This window comes from Pararhizobium sp. IMCC21322, assembly GCF_030758295.1.
GTDB lineage: Bacteria > Pseudomonadota > Alphaproteobacteria > Rhizobiales.
Genome location: NZ_CP132335.1, coordinates 4,272,506 through 4,288,600, shown reverse-complemented (window position 1 = coordinate 4,288,600; position 16,095 = coordinate 4,272,506). Strand labels below are relative to the sequence as shown.

At 52.9% G+C, this 16,095-nt stretch carries 19 protein-coding genes; 14 read left to right on the top strand and 5 right to left on the bottom strand.

Annotated features, from left to right (window positions below; all coding sequences use genetic code 11):
- The first annotated feature begins 117 nt into the window (after positions 1-117).
- A complete protein-coding gene (locus tag RAL91_RS20345; protein WP_306258078.1) occupies positions 118-441 on the top strand; it encodes a metalloregulator ArsR/SmtB family transcription factor in 324 nt (107 codons plus the stop codon).
- Positions 434-889, top strand: a complete 456-nt coding sequence (locus tag RAL91_RS20340; RefSeq protein WP_306258077.1) for an SRPBCC domain-containing protein — start codon at positions 434-436, stop codon at positions 887-889. Before RAL91_RS20345 ends, RAL91_RS20340 begins: the two co-directional genes overlap by 8 nt.
- 168 nt (positions 890-1,057) lie before the next feature.
- On the opposite strand, the gene RAL91_RS20335 is transcribed toward RAL91_RS20340, so the two are convergent.
- The 5 genes from RAL91_RS20335 to RAL91_RS20315 form a co-directional block, all read right to left on the bottom strand.
- On the bottom strand, positions 1,058-1,198 hold the full coding sequence (locus RAL91_RS20335) for a universal stress protein (RefSeq protein ID WP_371932559.1): 141 nt from the start codon (positions 1,196-1,198) through the stop codon (positions 1,058-1,060).
- A gap of 21 nt (positions 1,199-1,219) precedes the next feature.
- Positions 1,220-1,465: a hypothetical protein gene (locus tag RAL91_RS20330; RefSeq protein ID WP_306258076.1), complete on the bottom strand. Its 246-nt coding sequence runs from the start codon at positions 1,463-1,465 to the stop codon at positions 1,220-1,222.
- 144 nt (positions 1,466-1,609) lie between these two features.
- Positions 1,610-1,936, bottom strand: coding sequence for a hypothetical protein (locus RAL91_RS20325; RefSeq protein ID WP_306258075.1), 327 nt, complete (start codon positions 1,934-1,936; stop codon positions 1,610-1,612).
- A gap of 520 nt (positions 1,937-2,456) precedes the next feature.
- The gene (locus tag RAL91_RS20320) at positions 2,457-2,864 is read right to left on the bottom strand and encodes a universal stress protein (protein ID WP_306258074.1); all 408 of its coding nucleotides are present in this window, start codon (positions 2,862-2,864) and stop codon (positions 2,457-2,459) included.
- Between the two features lie 326 nt (positions 2,865-3,190).
- Positions 3,191-4,195: an NAD(P)H-quinone oxidoreductase gene (locus tag RAL91_RS20315; RefSeq protein WP_306258073.1), complete on the bottom strand. Its 1,005-nt coding sequence runs from the start codon at positions 4,193-4,195 to the stop codon at positions 3,191-3,193.
- Between RAL91_RS20315 and RAL91_RS20310 the strand changes: the two genes are divergently transcribed.
- From RAL91_RS20310 to ftsH, 12 genes are all read left to right on the top strand, one after another.
- Positions 4,189-4,461, top strand: a complete 273-nt coding sequence (locus RAL91_RS20310) for a DUF1192 domain-containing protein (RefSeq protein ID WP_306258072.1) — start codon at positions 4,189-4,191, stop codon at positions 4,459-4,461. The genes RAL91_RS20315 and RAL91_RS20310 overlap by 7 nt on opposite strands.
- A gap of 93 nt (positions 4,462-4,554) precedes the next feature.
- Entirely contained in the window at positions 4,555-5,175 is a 621-nt protein-coding gene (ruvA, locus tag RAL91_RS20305; protein WP_306258071.1) for a Holliday junction branch migration protein RuvA, read from the top strand.
- 76 nt (positions 5,176-5,251) lie between these two features.
- Positions 5,252-6,304 carry a Holliday junction branch migration DNA helicase RuvB gene (ruvB, locus tag RAL91_RS20300; RefSeq protein ID WP_306258070.1) on the top strand — a complete coding sequence of 351 codons (1,053 nt, stop codon included), beginning with the start codon at positions 5,252-5,254 and terminating at the stop codon, positions 6,302-6,304.
- A 5-nt stretch (positions 6,305-6,309) separates the two neighbouring features.
- Positions 6,310-6,753, top strand: coding sequence for a YbgC/FadM family acyl-CoA thioesterase (locus RAL91_RS20295; protein WP_306258069.1), 444 nt, complete (start codon positions 6,310-6,312; stop codon positions 6,751-6,753).
- A 251-nt stretch (positions 6,754-7,004) separates the two neighbouring features.
- Positions 7,005-7,709 carry a protein TolQ gene (gene tolQ, locus RAL91_RS20290; RefSeq protein WP_306263026.1) on the top strand — a complete coding sequence of 235 codons (705 nt, stop codon included), beginning with the start codon at positions 7,005-7,007 and terminating at the stop codon, positions 7,707-7,709.
- A 3-nt stretch (positions 7,710-7,712) separates the two neighbouring features.
- Positions 7,713-8,168 (top strand): protein TolR, encoded by a 456-nt coding sequence (gene tolR, locus RAL91_RS20285; protein WP_306258068.1) that lies wholly within the window; start codon positions 7,713-7,715, stop codon positions 8,166-8,168.
- A gap of 18 nt (positions 8,169-8,186) precedes the next feature.
- Positions 8,187-9,089, top strand: a complete 903-nt coding sequence (locus RAL91_RS20280) for a cell envelope biogenesis protein TolA (RefSeq protein ID WP_306258067.1) — start codon at positions 8,187-8,189, stop codon at positions 9,087-9,089.
- 5 nt (positions 9,090-9,094) lie between these two features.
- Positions 9,095-10,447, top strand: coding sequence for a Tol-Pal system beta propeller repeat protein TolB (gene tolB, locus RAL91_RS20275; RefSeq protein ID WP_371932444.1), 1,353 nt, complete (start codon positions 9,095-9,097; stop codon positions 10,445-10,447).
- A 236-nt stretch (positions 10,448-10,683) separates the two neighbouring features.
- The gene (pal, locus tag RAL91_RS20270; RefSeq protein WP_306258066.1) at positions 10,684-11,208 is read left to right on the top strand and encodes a peptidoglycan-associated lipoprotein Pal; all 525 of its coding nucleotides are present in this window, start codon (positions 10,684-10,686) and stop codon (positions 11,206-11,208) included.
- A 141-nt stretch (positions 11,209-11,349) separates the two neighbouring features.
- Positions 11,350-12,171 (top strand): tol-pal system protein YbgF, encoded by an 822-nt coding sequence (ybgF, locus tag RAL91_RS20265; RefSeq protein WP_306258065.1) that lies wholly within the window; start codon positions 11,350-11,352, stop codon positions 12,169-12,171.
- A complete protein-coding gene (tilS, locus tag RAL91_RS20260) occupies positions 12,162-13,421 on the top strand; it encodes a tRNA lysidine(34) synthetase TilS (protein WP_306258064.1) in 1,260 nt (419 codons plus the stop codon). Before ybgF ends, tilS begins: the two co-directional genes overlap by 10 nt.
- Before the next feature lie 188 nt (positions 13,422-13,609).
- Positions 13,610-15,535, top strand: a complete 1,926-nt coding sequence (ftsH, locus tag RAL91_RS20255) for an ATP-dependent zinc metalloprotease FtsH (protein ID WP_306258063.1) — start codon at positions 13,610-13,612, stop codon at positions 15,533-15,535.
- Positions 15,536-16,095 lie beyond the last annotated feature (560 nt).

Sequence of the window (16,095 nt, the reverse complement as noted above, 5' to 3'; positions counted from 1 at the left end):
TGCCCTCCAACAAATCGTTGGTATGGAGGTGTTACCTCCAAAATACTTATCCGATCGGCTACCTTTTTTTCTTGACGTGCCTGGCGGGGCCGATTACTTAGCCATATGGATAACAATTTGAATAACGTCTTTTCCGCCCTTGCCGACCCGACCCGGCGCGCTGTGATCGAACGCCTTATCACTGGCCCTGCCCCGGTGTCGGAACTGCACGCGCCTCATGACATGGCTATGCCCTCCTTCCTGAAGCATTTGGGCAAGCTAGAATCCGCGGGGATAATCCGTTCCAAAAAGATCGGCCGCGTCCGCACGGTCCATATAGAAGCCGCTCCGATTGCGGCGGCCGAAGATTGGCTGAACCGGCAGCGCAATATCTGGAAAGGTCGACTTGATCGCCTATCCGCTCTTGCCGAACATCTTGAGAAGGAAAGTAATGATGGCTGACTTTGAAACCCTGATTCTAGAACGCGACATCGCCTGTTCCCCTGACCGTCTGTTCTACGTGATAACCAACCGTGACACACGACAGAAGTGGAGCGCACCAAATGACGACAGCGTAGTAATCATTGACGAGTATGATTGCCGCGCCGGAGGTCATGAAAAAACCCGCTGCGGTCCGAAAGAAGCACCTGAGTTCAACACTGTTGGTCTTTTCCACGTGGTCACACCGGAGTTCTTGTCTTTCACGGAAACACTTGTCGTCGGGGGGCAGACCATGTCGATCTCGCTTTGCAGCCACGAAATATCGAAGAATGAAACAGGCAGCGCTCTGCGTGTCACTTTGCAAATCGCCAGCCTCGCTGGGCCGGATCTTTTCAAAGATTACAGCAATGGTTGGTCTGCGGCGCTCGATAACCTCGCCGCACTTGCTTCCAGTTCAGATCAATCCTGACAGATTGGTCTGCCGTTAGTCCGTTCCAACAAATTGTGAAGTCGGAATGTGTTCATTGCGGCCATTGGTGAGAACGCAGCGAAAGCTCACTTCGTCCGCATTGCGGCCATCAGTCCATTCAGCAGCTAACGGCAACCTCGAGCCGTTAGAGGAAGCGCTAGAACCCGCCTATCTGATCACGTGCACAGCGCAGTGGGCGTGACGAACGACCCGTGCGGCTGTCGATCCGAGGAAATAGTCCTGCAAGCCCGGCCGATGCGAAGCGATGATAATGCAATCCACCCCGTTACTTTCTGCATATTCAACCATCTTGCCCGGGCGTTGCACAAGTTAGTTTGTCCGCAACAGATTATCTTTGCCGGTCAAACCTTTGAACGACCCGTCCTCATCAAAATGCCCGGCCCAAAAATCCACCTCTCGCTCGACTTCCTCCGGTTCGAACCATCGTAGTTCAGTACTCGGTGAAACATTCATGGCTCGACCAATTTTGCGAAAAGTCGGCTCAACACCGGTGGCTTTAAGTTGTTCCCCAATCAATGAGCTTTTCCGGGACAGTCTGATTTCTTCTCCCAACATGGGGTTCACCAACTTCGAGACGCATTTCACGCTGGATCAGCTTCTCAATTGAATGCAAGGACAACTCGCTAATTGCAGTCTCAGCATCCAGTGATGAAAACAAACCTTTTGGACAATTTGTAAAAGCCTTTCAGAGTTCGGACTCTAGTCAGCACCCGGATATGTGCAGATAAGACCGCCGTCGGGATCGGACGAGCCAATTCCATTACTTTCCGCACAGAATTTCGTAAAGCCGACGTTGCACCACTTACTGTTGATCGGCTGACATTCGACGATACCGCCGCCTTCACCTTTTACCCGGCCTGAAAGCACTCTTTTGAATTGCTTTGGTCCTCGAACATCCACCCGCTTAACGGCTTCGATGCTGATATTGTCTCTCTTTTCAACTTTCGATGACTGAGTGAAGCCAACAGTGGACGAGAGCATGAGTGCGGCGACCGCTATGGCAATACCTTGAACTAAATGTTTCATATTCCCAGTTCCTTTCCTTGGTGTGGATTGCGAATGATCGTTACTTCTCCTGATGTCGTTTATTGACCCTCAAAATAACAATTGAGTCCAGACCCTGGTTCATACATGATTGATGAAATCTGAACGGGACATTCACGCAGCGTTCAGATTGTATCATCCCCTGTTCTTCTGTTCGCCAGTTTCCGATATCAACCGCCGTCAGGTGAGGCAGGACGGATACTTATTATTTAAGAGGGCGAAGGGCTGGAATCAGCTGATACCGACTACTTCAAGACGGACTTTTTCATCGAAATCAGCCGATACCTATCTCGACAAAGACGTATTATTGGTGTGCACGACTGAAACAACGGGCCGTAAAAAAGGTGCGACAGCTTCATCTTTCCTCTGATTTCATAAGGATTGATGGTCGCGGGCCAGACAATTATCCAGATTGAAGACGGCAGCTCGTCCGCATGGCGGTCATCAATTTATTCAGCAGCAATCGGCAACTTCGAGCGCTTAGCTGAGCGTCGAAACCCGCCTATCTGATCACGTGCACAGCGCAGTGGGCGTGACGAACGACCCGTGCGGCTGTCGATCCGAGGAAATAGTCCTGCAAGCCTGGCCGATGCGAAGCGATGATGATGCAATCCACCCCGTTACTTTCTGCATAATCAACAATCGAGCGGCCTGAATGCCCGGTGATCACGACTGGCTCAATTTGCTTCTGACCTTCTATCTCTTTGACCAAATTGGCTTCAGCTTCGATGTGCCGTTTTGCGAGTTGATCCTTGGGCAGATATTGTTGGGTATATCCGGCGACATGCTCCAATACATGCAAGGCTGTGATCTTGCCGCCATTTTCCAAGAGTTTGTGGGCCAGATCAAGTGCAGATTCGGTGTCACGTTCATGGTCCAAGGCGATGGGAACAAGAATATTTTTATACATTTTCAATCTCCATTTTGATTCACAATAATCTTCCCGCTGTCACGCGCGTTGACCTGAATCAAAACCGCCAACCCACAGTTAGAATAGCGTGCTTGTAGACCCCGGTCCGAGAATGGGATGGTCTCCATTTAACCAATATGTGGCATTCGTCTGAATGTCGAACTTCGCGTGTCGATAATGTCCATTTATCAAATCTTGAACCGACTACGCCGGATTTAAGAGCAGGCATAGGATCAAATTGTTCGCAATCCTGCCGTTCGGCGCATGTCAATTTAACGGGGCCTGCCCCCAGTCTTGTGGCCTGGCAATTGTTTTGCTTAAACATCTCAATCTAATGTCAGGACAATTTTGCCGATATGGGTGCCCGTTTCCATATAGGTGTGGGCTTCGGCAGCATTTTCAAACCTGAAAACCTTATCGATCCTGGGCGCTATTGTGCCGTTGGCAATGAGCGGCCAGATTTCGGCCTCCAGTTCCTGTGCAATTTTGGCCTTTGCTGCCACGGATTGGGGACGCAGGGTTGAGCCGGTGTGGGTCAAGCGTTTGATCATCAGCCGCGTAAAGTCCACCTCGGCTATAGCTCCGTTCAGGAAGGCGATCTGGATGATGCGGCCTTCAATGGCTGCTGCCCTGTAATTGCGTTCAATATAGTCACCGCCCACCATGTCCAAAATGACATTGGCTCCTGCGCCGCCGGTGATGTCTTTGACAGCATCGACGTAATCAGTGGTTTGATAGTTGATGGTGTGATCTGCGCCCAGGGATTTACAGGCTGCACATTTTTCATCTGAGCCTGCGGTTGCGATTACAATTGCACCACGCGCTTTTGCAATTTGAATGGCCGTCGTCCCGATCCCGGAACTGCCACCGTGGATGAGCAGCGTCTCGCCACTTTGCAAAGCACCGCGCTGGAAGACATTTGTCCACACAGTGAAGAAGGTTTCAGGCAGGGCTGCGGCCTGCGTGAAATCCAGACCATCCGGGATTGGCAGGGCATGGCCCTCGGGAACCGCAGCATATTGCGCATAACCGCCGCCGGGGCAAAGCGCGCATACGGTGTCACCAATTTTATAGCGGCTGGTGTTGCGGCCCAGCTTGACGATGGTTCCGGCAACTTCCAGTCCGGGCAGATCAGATGCGCCTTTGGGTGGTGGGTAAGCACCCTGGCGTTGAAGGATATCCGGTCGATTGACCCCGGCAGCCGAGACCTTGATCAGCACTTCACCTTCATAGGGAACGGCAATCCGGCGTTCCTGTAGTTTCAGAACGTCCGGGCCACCGGGTTCTTGAATGGCGATGACCTGCATTGAATCGGGAAGGGGGGATGACATTTGAAAACTCCGCATTTTACATTGTGGTACAGTGTCAAAGCGATACTGGCTTGGTCAAGCAGGAGAATGATGTGCCGCGTTATGATGAAGAAGGTCGCAAGATTGAAACATCCGCCCATGCAATTGGAGCAGATTTGTCTGATCTCTCTGTTGAAGAACTGCAAGAGGGTATTTTGATGTTGAGGGAGGAAATCTCCCGAATGGAAGCGGCCATTGAAGGCAAAAGCGGTTCTATCGCTGCCGCAGAAGCATTTTTTAAATCCTGAAACGTCTCTTTTGAGCTGGTCCTTGTGCCTGCGTTGCTCCGAATCACAGATTGCCTCATAACAGGCGTCACAACGCCAAATCCGGGAAGTCTTATGATCGGCAAACTAAAAGGCACAATTGATTCCTATGGCGATGACTGGGTCATCGTCGATGTTCACGGTGTCGGCTATCAGGTTCATGCCTCGACAACCACCTTGCAGGCGCTGCCGCAAGTCGGGGAGGCGGCGGTGTTGTCTATTGAGACCCATGTGCGCGAGACGGAAATCAAGTTGTTCGGGTTTGCCAGTGGCGCGGAGCGCGAATGGTTCCGGCTGTTGATGACTGTGCAGGGCGTGGGTGCCAAAGTTGCTCTGGCAATCTTGAGCACATTGAGTTCCAGCGATCTTGCCTCAGCCATTGCCCTTCAGGACAAGGCCATGGTGTCCCGAGCGCCAGGAGTGGGTCCAAAGGTTGCACAGCGCATTGTCACGGAGTTGAAAGACAAATCGCCGGCGCTGACCGGTGCCGTGTCTGCAGAATTAAGCCTGCAGGGCGATTTGGGATCTGGCGTTGCGTCTGCTCCGGTGGCTGATGCCGTTTCCGCGCTGGTCAATCTTGGCTATGCGCAGGCTCAGGCAAGCGGCGCATTGGCACGCATTATTGCACGTGATGGGGAGGCGCCGGACGCTCAGACCCTGATACGTCTTGGACTGAAGGAACTCAGTGGCGGCTAGGGCCAGATTTCAGACCACCCAGACCCTTGACCATCAAATGGTTCAACATTGAGAAAATGTGCTCTAAAAGCAGATTATGAGCGATTCCACTTCATCCGACCGAGTAGTAGCACCCGATACGCAAGGCGTTGACGATGCGGATTCCACATTGCGTCCGCAAAGACTGACGGATTTCGTGGGGCAGGCGCAAGCGCGCTCGAACATGCAGGTCTTCATTGAAGCTGCAAAAACCCGCAACGAGCCATTGGACCATGTTTTGTTTGTAGGCCCTCCGGGTTTGGGCAAAACAACTCTTGCGCAGATTGTCTCCAAGGAATTGGGGGTGAATTTCCGGGCCACATCTGGCCCGGTGATTACCAAAGCGGGTGATCTGGCCGCGCTTTTGACCAATCTGGAAGAGCGCGATGTCTTGTTTATTGACGAAATTCATCGCCTCAGCCCGGCTGTTGAGGAAATCCTGTATCCGGCAATGGAGGATTTTCAGCTTGATCTGATCATCGGGGAAGGGCCGGCGGCACGGTCGGTTCGCATTGATCTGGCGCGCTTTACACTGGTGGCTGCGACAACACGGATTGGTTTGTTGACCACACCGTTACGTGATCGGTTTGGCATTCCGATCCGGCTCAATTTCTACACAAATGAAGAGCTGGAATACATCGTCACGCGCGGTGCAAGGTTGATGCAGGTTGGTATTTCAAAAGATGGCGCTGAGGAAATTGCACGTCGTTCCCGAGGAACACCCCGGATTGCCGGACGTCTGCTGCGCCGGGTGCGGGATTTTGCAATCGTGCAATCGGGTGGCGAGATTACCCGGCAGGTGGCAGATGCAGCATTGCTGCAGTTGGAAGTGGATGCAGCGGGAATGGATGCGCTGGATCGGCGCTACATCGGGACGATCGCGCAGAACTTTGGCGGTGGCCCTGTAGGTATCGAGACTATTGCCGCTTCCCTGTCAGAGCCGCGTGATGCCATTGAGGAGATCATTGAGCCCTATCTTATTCAACAGGGGTATATTCAGCGCACGCCGCGCGGGCGTATGCTGACACCCAGGGCCTTCAATCATATGGGCATGGCTGCGCCAAAGAGTTTCAGAGAACAACAGGCCAGCCTGTTTGAAGAGGATTCGTAGAGCGCGTGGCTGAAGGTCATTATCCAATTGATGGCAGGCTTTCAGACGGAGTGCATGAGCGCCCGGTGCGGATTTATTTTGAGGACACAGACTTTTCAGGCGTGGTGTATCACGCGGCCTATCTGAAATTCATGGAACGGGGTCGCAGCGATTTCCTGCGCTGCCTGAAACTCAGCCATGCGGTTCTTTCCGACAAGGGCATGGCTTTTGGCGTAGCACATATGGATATCCGGTTTTTGGCTGGCGCCGGGATTGATGATCTGTTGAGTGTCAGAACGAAACTTATCCAAAGCTCCGGTGTTCGGCTGGTTTTTGAGCAGGTGGTTCAGCGCCAGAGCATACCTCTTGTAATTGCAACAGTCACCGTTGCTCTCATCAAGGATGGCAAGCCACAGCGTCTGCCCGCTGATATGCAGACCCTCTTCCGAGATATTTCCAAATCCAGCTGATCGGGTGCATTTCAGTTTAACTGAGCGTACTTACGATAAATTAACCATGATAAAGTCTTAATCGCTTTGGAACGGATGCGGGATTCTGCCGCGTTCCAATTGGATAATTCAAGGGTTCTGGCGGTGTTGACGCCCTTATATTGACATAGTTTTTGAAGACACACGCTGGCTATGCATATCCGATGCAGAAACTGCATCTGTCTGCATGGCTGAAACGGCTTCTTGAGCACGCATTGAAGGAATACATAATTATGGAAGATCTCGGCCAGGCAGCGCTGAATGGGGGAGCAAATATTTCGCTCTGGTCCCTGTTTCTGCAAGCGCATCTGATTGTGAAAACTGTCATGATTGGATTGGTGCTGGCATCTGTGTGGTGCTGGGCCATTGTGATTGACAAATCCATTCTTTATCGACGCGCCAAAGCGCAGATGGACCGCTTTGAACAGGTGTTCTGGTCCGGCCAGTCGCTGGAAGAGCTGTATCGCAGTTTGTCGCAGCGCAACAACACCGGGTCCGCCGCCCTGTTTGTCACTGCGATGCGTGAGTGGAAACGAACTTATGAAGGTGGCGCACGGTCTGTGGGCGGGCTGCAGATGCGCCTTGATAAAGTCATGGATGTGGCCATTTCTCAGCAGGTCGAACGCTGGGAACGGCGCCTTTTGATATTGGCGACTGTTGGCTCGGCAGGTCCTTTTATCGGCCTGTTTGGAACAGTATGGGGCATCATGACCAGTTTCCAGGCTATTGCGGCTGCCCAGACAACCAATCTCGCTGTTGTTGCTCCCGGCATTGCCGAGGCTTTGCTGGCAACCGCGCTTGGCCTGCTGGCAGCCATTCCAGCTGTTATTGCCTATAATAAATTCAGCAGTCAGTTGGGTCGTTTGACCACACGGCTTGAAGGGTTCGCTGATGAGTTTTCAGCCATTCTTTCACGCCAGATGGATGAAAGGGCCTGATCCATGGCAGTGAATGTTGGCAGTGGCAGACGATCTGGTGGGCGACGCAGAGGCGGACGCGGGCATCAGCCACCCATGAGCGAGATCAATGTGACGCCAATGGTCGATGTGATGCTGGTCCTGCTGATCATCTTCATGGTGGCAGCACCTCTTTTGACCGTTGGTGTGCCAATTGATCTGCCGGAAACTTCAGCACGGCAATTGAGCGGTGATACAGAGCCCATCAGCATTTCCATCAATGCGGACGGCGTTGTGTTTTTGCAGGAAACGGAAATCCCCATTGATGAGGTGGTTCCGAAACTGACTGCTATTGCTGAAAATGGGTATGAAGAACGCATTTATGTGCGTGGTGATCGCAACACAGATTACGGAACAATTATGCAGCTGATGGGAACCATCAGCGCGGCTGGGTTTACCCGGCTTGGGCTGGTCACAACTGACCGGTCATCCAACAATTAGGATTGTTTACAAACTCTGATGAAGACCGGTTTAATCCTTTCCAGCGTTGCCCATATGGCCATCATGACGTGGGGCGTGCTTGCTCTGCCAGAGCCTGCACGTCTGGAAGCACCCGAAATAGATGCGCTGCCGATTGAAATTGTTCCATTTGAAGAATTGTCGCAAAAGCGGGTCGGGGATTTGAAGGCTGAGCCGGATACCCCGCCGCCGCCCGAGCCTGAACCAACACCGCCGACACCCGTTGAGACCGAAACCCCGGTTGAAGAACCCCGGGAAGAGCCGGCCCCAAAAGTTGTTGAGGCAACGCCGCCGCCGCCAGCGCCGGAGCCACCGCCCCCAGAGCCAATTCCGGACCCGGTTGAACCCGAGCCTGCACCCCCTGAGCCTGAAGAGGCGAAGGAGCCGGAGGTTGCGCCTGAGCCAAAGCTTGATTTCTCAAAGGCGCCGCCACCCCGCGCGCGGCCAACGCTGCCTGCGCGACCGGAAACGCCAACGCAGGAAGATTTCAACAGCGACAAAATCGCTGCGCTTTTAAACCAGCAGAAACCGCAGGGTGCGGCGCCGCAACCCGAGCAGCAGCAATTGGGCGTTCAAAATGGTGACAATTCGAATCAGCTCAGCCAGAATGAAATTGATTTTCTGCGTCGTCAGTTGGAACAGTGCTGGAGCTTGCAAGCGGGTATGGAGGCTGCAGAAAGTATTGCAGTACGCGTCGAAATGGTTCTCAATATTGACGGCACCATTGCAGGGCCTCCAAGGGTCTTGAATTCCGGCGCGGGAGTTTCATTTCAGATTGCCTCGGAGCGCGCATTGCGAGCCGTGCAGGCCTGTGCACCATATTCTTATATGCCACAGGAAAAATACGACACTTGGAGTGTGATCGAGTTTAATTTCGACCCTTCAAAAATGTTTCAGGGATGATGTGTATGCGCCATTTGAACAGAGCTACCAGCCACTGGGTGTCCATGCTGCGTAATGCCACATTAGTGCTGGCATTTGTGCTGGCCGGATTTGTGCCAACCTCGGCATCTGCGCAATTGCAGTTGGATATTACCAGGGGAAACATTCAGGCATTGCCGATTGCTATACCCAGTTTTATTGGCAGCACCGGGCAGGTGGACCAGCTGAGCCAGGATGTGACGCAGGTGATCATCAATGATCTGGAACGGTCTGCCCTGTTTCGGGCCATCGATCCTGCAACCTATATCGATCAAAATGCCAATCCAGATGCCATGCCACGCTTTCCAGACTGGCGGGTGCTGAGCGCACAGGCATTGGCGGTGGGACGTATTGTCCAGGAAGCGGATGGTCGTATTCGGGCTGAATTCCGTTTGTGGGACGTGTTTGGCGGCAAACAGATCGCCGGACAGCGTTTCTTCACCCAACCAGATAACTGGCGGCGGGTTGCGCATATTATTGCAGATGCAATTTATGAACGGCTGACCGGAGAAAAGGGCTATTTTGACACGCGCGTTGTGTTTGTTGATGAGACCGGTCCCAAGGACAATCGCACCAAACGCCTGGCAATCATGGATCAGGATGGCGCGTCCGTGCAGTATCTGACCAGTGGTGGTGATCTGGTGCTAACCCCGCGTTTCAGCCCAAGCCGTCAGGAAATCACCTACATGTCCTACGCCACTGGCAAGCCACAGGTGTTCCTGTTGAACATTGATACCGGGCAGCGCGAAGTGGTTGGTAATTTTCCCGGCATGACCTTCGCACCCAGATTCTCGCCTGATGGGCAACGGGTTGTGATGAGCCTGCAACAGGATGGCAATGCAAACATCTACACAATGGATTTACGGTCCAAACGGACCACCCGCCTGACGAATTCCGCTTCCATTGACACATCCCCTTCATTTTCGCCGGACGGGTCGCGCATTGTGTTTGAATCTGACCGCGGTGGCTCACAACAGCTTTATGTCATGGGCGGCAATGGCGGTGAAGCCACGCGTATCAGCTTTGGCGAAGGATCCTATTCCACGCCTGTCTGGTCGCCACGTGGAGATTTGATTGCATTTACAAAACGCTCTCAAGGCCAGTTTCTGATCGGTGTCATGAGCACAGACGGTTCAGGTGAGCGCACTTTGACATCCGGCTTTCACAATGAGGGGCCGACATGGGCACCTAACGGCCGCGTCCTTATGTTTTTCCGGGAACCCCAGGGTGGAAATTCTGGTCCGCAATTGTGGTCTATTGATTTGACAGGGTATAATGAGCGGCAGGTCTTAACACCGAATTTTGCGTCGGACCCGGCCTGGTCTCCGCTGCTGAACTGATGGAAAGCGCGTCGCAAAAACAAAAGGGCAGTGTCATTAAATTAACCGTTGGTTTACCATGCTTGCGAACACTGATTTAACCATGGATGGAATAGATTGGCTTTTAATAGAAATGTTCAATTTGTCCGTAATTCAGTCGCAATCTGATTGAAGACAGTGTGCGGGCGGAATCAGAGGCTCAGGCGGATGAATCGCCTTGAGCCATCATAAGAATTTGAATTTAGGAGTTACCGGACATGTTTGCACAACAAGTCCTTCGTCCATTGGCAAGAATTTTCCCTGTCGGTGGCGCTGTAAAAATCCTTGCAGTCCTGCTGCTGGGCCTTACTGTGGCTGGCTGTGCCGGCGGCAACAAGTATGATGTGAACGCGTCTGGTGGGGCCAACGCAAAACCTGGTTCAGCTCAGGACTTTGCCGTGAATGTTGGGGATCGTGTCTTCTTCGAAACGGACAGCACTGATTTGACCGCCCGCGCGAAATCAACTCTTGATTTGCAAGCACAATGGCTGGCCAGATATCCAAAATACAACTTTGTCATTGAAGGCCACGCGGATGAGCGCGGCACCCGTGAGTACAATATTGCTCTTGGTGCACGTCGTGCGTCTGCTGCACGTGCCTACCTTATTGCACGCGGTATCAATGCTGGCCGTATGAGCACAATCTCCTACGGTAAGGAACGACCGGTTGCTGTTTGTAACGATATCTCCTGCTGGTCTCAGAACCGCCGCGCTGTTACGACGCTGAAAGGCGCTGGCAGCTAGTTGACGCCTTACTGGAAACAAAGGTCCGAACCGTGGTTCGGGCCTTTTTTGCATCTGCAATTCGGATTTGCATCGTCTTATTTTCGTCGCAGTTAAAAGGCGAAATAATGGTTGTGAATTGCCGAAACCGGGACTTTTAAAATGCTGCTGGTCAAGAATTTTCTGATTGTCATTCTCGCAACGCTGTTGCTGGCTTTGCCTGCGCATGCGCAGTCGTCCAGGGAAGCCGCTGAACTGACCATGCGGGTTGATCGTCTGGAGGCGCAGATTCGTGACCTCACCGGTCAAATCGAACGGCTGAGTTTCGCTTTACAGAATAATGGTGGACAGAATAATGGTGGCGGCCAACCATCTGCACCGCTTGGCTCAGCACCTTTGGGATCGGCAGCTCAGCCCGTGCCTGCAAATAACGGCCTTGGCGCTCCACCGGCAAATCTTGGCACATTGTCCGGCGGAGCGGTGGTCAATGGCGAAGGCGGGCCACTGGATTTATCAGCCCTTATTGGTGCCAGTGGCGGTTTGGGCGTAGACCCGATAGCACCGTCCTCTGCGCCTCTTGCAGCGTCGGTTCCCGGCGCATCTCCACGCGCTGAATATGAATTGGCCTATGGTCATATCCTGCGGGGTGACTATCAGACGGCTGAAGGGTCCTTGCGGCAGTTTTTGAGCGAACATCCAACTGATCCATTGGTGAGTGATGCTCGTTTCTGGCTTGGAGAAAGCCTTTTCGTCAGAGGCGCATATCGTGATGCTGCCAATGAGTTTCTGGAATCCTATTCCAAGTTTCCGCAAAGTGCGAAAGCGCCTGACAGTCTGCTGAAGCTTGGCCTGTCGTTGTATGAACTCGGCGAAACAGAAGCTGCCTGTGCAACCTATGCCGAACTTGTGCGCAAATATCCGGCCGCTTCGTCGCCGGTCAAGCAGCGTGTGCGTGATGAACGCAAATCTGCGAAATGCATTTAACGGATAATTCTCCCACCAGGCTCTCCTCTGAATTTTCGCCGTTTTTACCACATTTGAAATCGGTAGACTGGCGTTCGCCGGTCGCCATTGCGGTGTCCGGGGGCGGGGACAGTATGGCGTTGCTCGCAAGTGTTCTGCACTTGCGTCTGCGTGATGCGCTGACAGCCCCTTTGCATGTTCTGACGGTGGATCATGGTTTGCGCAGTGGCTCGGCCGGCGACGCCGTATTTGTGGCTGACTTTTGCAATCGCCACGATGTCCACCATGCCGTATTGACCTGGAGCGGAGCAAAACCTTCGTCGGCTGTTGCTGAACGTGCCCGCGTGATGCGCCGCGATTTGCTACTGTCAGCGTGCAGGACACGCGGCGTGCGACAATTATTGCTTGGACACACATTGGATGATGTGGCTGAGACGCTTTTGATGCGTGTGCGGCGTGGTGGCTTGCGGGGGCATGCGGGCATTGCGCCTGAAACGCGGTATCCCGGCTTGCGTGTGCTGCGCCCCTTTTTATCGCTTCGCCGTGATCAATTGCGCACAGTGCTTCGCCGCTCCGGCATTCAATGGATTGATGATCCGACCAATGAGAATATGCAGTTTGAGCGCCCACGCGCACGACAAAAACTGCAATGTTTGGATTTGGGTGACTTCAAGACGGAAAGAGTTGCCGCATATGCTTCACTGATGGGGCGTTGGCGGGCTGTTATGGCGCGGCACATTGCCACTGTCATTGATGCCGGTTGCAAACGCGTTGATGCAGATGTGCATTTGCATGCAGATGTGCTGCGGCCAATCCCGCACATAATTGCCGTTGAAACACTGCGTGAGCTGGTTCGCTTTGTCGGTGGCGACGCCTATATGGTCGATTTTTCCCAGGCAAAAGAAGCGGTCAGAAGACTTATTGCAGACGACGGAGACAGAAAGGCCTTCTCAACCGGGCGATGCGTCCTGTCCCCGGGGAAAAGCGAGATTTGGACGATCTCACGGGCTCAGCGGGACTTGCCGGTCACATCGGTGGAGGCTGGACAGTCGGTTCCATGGGATGGGCGTTTTATCGTTCAACTGGGAATTGAAGCACCAAGTGCGGGCGAGATCAGGCCAGCTATCGGCGGGCCTATTCCAGGCAGTCCTATCGTCCAGCCGGAGACGTTCCCTCACAAAATTATCTTCCGACCGCGTGTTCTTGACGGTCCGGTCGCAAGTTTTGACGAGCCGGTCTTTAAATCTTTTGAAGGACTGCTGGTCCGATAAACCGCTGAATCCGCCGCAACAGCATCGTTTTGCCTGATTTTGCGTTCACCTTTTTGCAAGAAAGCTTATTTCTTGCCGGAATGCGCCTTGGCATATGCCCTCCATCTCCCTATTTTGATGGCATACACAATTTCAGTCGCGCGTTTTGGGGTCCGTCGTTGGGCCGAGGCGACCTTTAAGGACATAGAATGAACGGAAATTTCCGCAATTTTGCGCTTTGGATCATTATCGGCCTTTTGCTGATCGCGCTGTTTAACCTGTTTCAGAATCCAGGTGAGACCAGTCGCGGTGACTCGATCCCCTATTCGCAGTTTATCAGTGAAGTAGAACAGGGCACGGTTCGTAGCGTTACGATTGCCGGCACTGATATCACTGGTGTTTACAACAACAATGGCCGCTTCGTCTCCCGCGCGCCCGATAATACCGACTTTGTCGACAAGCTGACAGAGCGCGGTGTTGCCGTAACCGTCGAGCCACCAAGTTCCGAGGGCTTCAGTCTTATCGGACTGCTGATCTCCTGGCTGCCGATGATCCTTATTCTGGGTGTATGGATTTTCTTCATGCGCCAGATGCAGGGCGGTGGTCGCGGTGGTGCCATGGGCTTTGGCAAGTCTAAGGCCAAGCTTCTGACGGAAGAGCATGGCCGGGTGACTTTTGACGATGTGGCTGGTGTTGATGAAGCCAAGGAAGATCTGGAAGAGATTGTCGAGTTTTTGCGCGACCCACAGAAATTCCAGCGCTTGGGCGGGCGTATTCCACGTGGCGTCTTGCTGGTTGGACCTCCAGGTACCGGTAAAACCCTTCTGGCACGTTCTGTAGCCGGTGAAGCCGCGGTCCCGTTCTTTACGATTTCCGGTTCTGACTTTGTGGAAATGTTCGTGGGCGTTGGTGCAAGCCGTGTGCGTGATATGTTCGAGCAGGCCAAGAAAAGCGCGCCCTGTATCATCTTCATCGATGAGATTGACGCGGTCGGGCGGCATCGTGGTGCCGGTCTTGGCGGTGGTAATGATGAACGTGAGCAGACATTGAACCAGTTGCTGGTCGAGATGGATGGTTTTGCGCCTAATGAAGGTGTCATCATCATAGCTGCAACCAACCGTCCTGATGTTCTGGATCCTGCGTTGCTGCGCCCGGGTCGTTTTGACCGCGAAGTGGTTGTCCCAAATCCCGATGTTACGGGTCGTGAAAAAATCCTCAAAGTTCACTCACGCAATGTGCCTCTGGCGCCTGATGTCAATCTGAAGGTGGTTGCTCGTGGTACGCCCGGCTTCTCCGGTGCGGATTTGATGAATTTGGTCAATGAGGCTGCCTTGCTGGCGGCCCGGCGCTCCAAACGGATTGTCACCATGTCAGAGTTTGAAGATGCCAAGGATAAGGTGATGATGGGCGCAGAGCGGCGCACATTGGTCATGACCGAGGACGAGAAAAAGCTGACGGCCTATCATGAAGCTGGTCACGCTATTGTGGCGATCAATGTTGCTAAAACAGATCCGGTTCACAAGGCGACAATCATCCCACGTGGACGTGCGCTGGGTATGGTGATGCAATTGCCAGAACGCGACCAGATTTCCATGAGCCTTACCCAGATGACCAGCCGTATGGCGATCATGATGGGCGGACGGGTTGCGGAAGAGCAGGTCTTTGGTGCGGAGAATGTTACCTCTGGTGCGTCCTCTGACATTGAGCAGGCTACGCGTCTTGCACGCGCCATGGTGACCCGCTGGGGTTTCTCGGACAAGCTTGGCAAAGTCGCCTATGGCGACAATCAGGAAGAAGTGTTCCTGGGCCATTCGGTTGCCCGGACGCAGAATGTTTCTGAAGACACAGCTCAGATCATCGATGCGGAAGTGCGCCGGATTGTCGATGAAGGGTTTCAGGAAGCTGAGCAAATCCTGACTGATAAGAAGCACGATCTGGAAGCTCTTGCTCAGGGATTGCTGGAGTATGAAACACTCAGTGGCGATGAGATCACCGAGTTGCTGAAGGGCAATCCACCGGTGCGTGAGGATGATGATACACCATCAACGCCGCGTGGCTCGGCAGTGCCAAGTGCTGGTGCTCCCAAACCCAAACCGTCGGAGCCAGATCCCGGCATGGAGCCACAGCCATCCTGATGGCTGTCTGAATTTCAAGCAATTATCTAAAAGCCCGGCCCTGTGCCGGGCTTTTTGCATGGTGTTGCCGCGATACATTGGCATCCGGAATCGCCCTTTTCTAAGCACAAGCCCCGCGGGATGGGGGAATTGTTGAATAGCACGTCATCGCAACGGCTCGAATGCCTGACGATTTCCAGCGCCATTGTTCTTAAATCCTGAAAGAAATCATATTTCCAAATTCAATTAAAGGTTGAATTTTAGCCCTCTTGCTATTCGCCAAACTTTCAGTTGACATCAGATGTTCGTCAGTGCGCTGCCAAGGCGGAAAATCTTTTGTTTGCAAGGGTTTAATACTGGGTAGTTATGGGGAAACATGCTTTTTTCTTGTTCTGCTTTCCTTCGATTCTGGGTTTTCGGAACGCAACTCAATTCTGGTTACTCATCCGGTGGTTTTATTTTCCCGAATATGAACAGTTGCACAATGAACACACTTAAAATTTATTGGAATCTCAGAGCACTATAGCATTTGATGGTGTAGTTGAATTATGCAACTATGAATCGAAGATGTCGTTATCGGA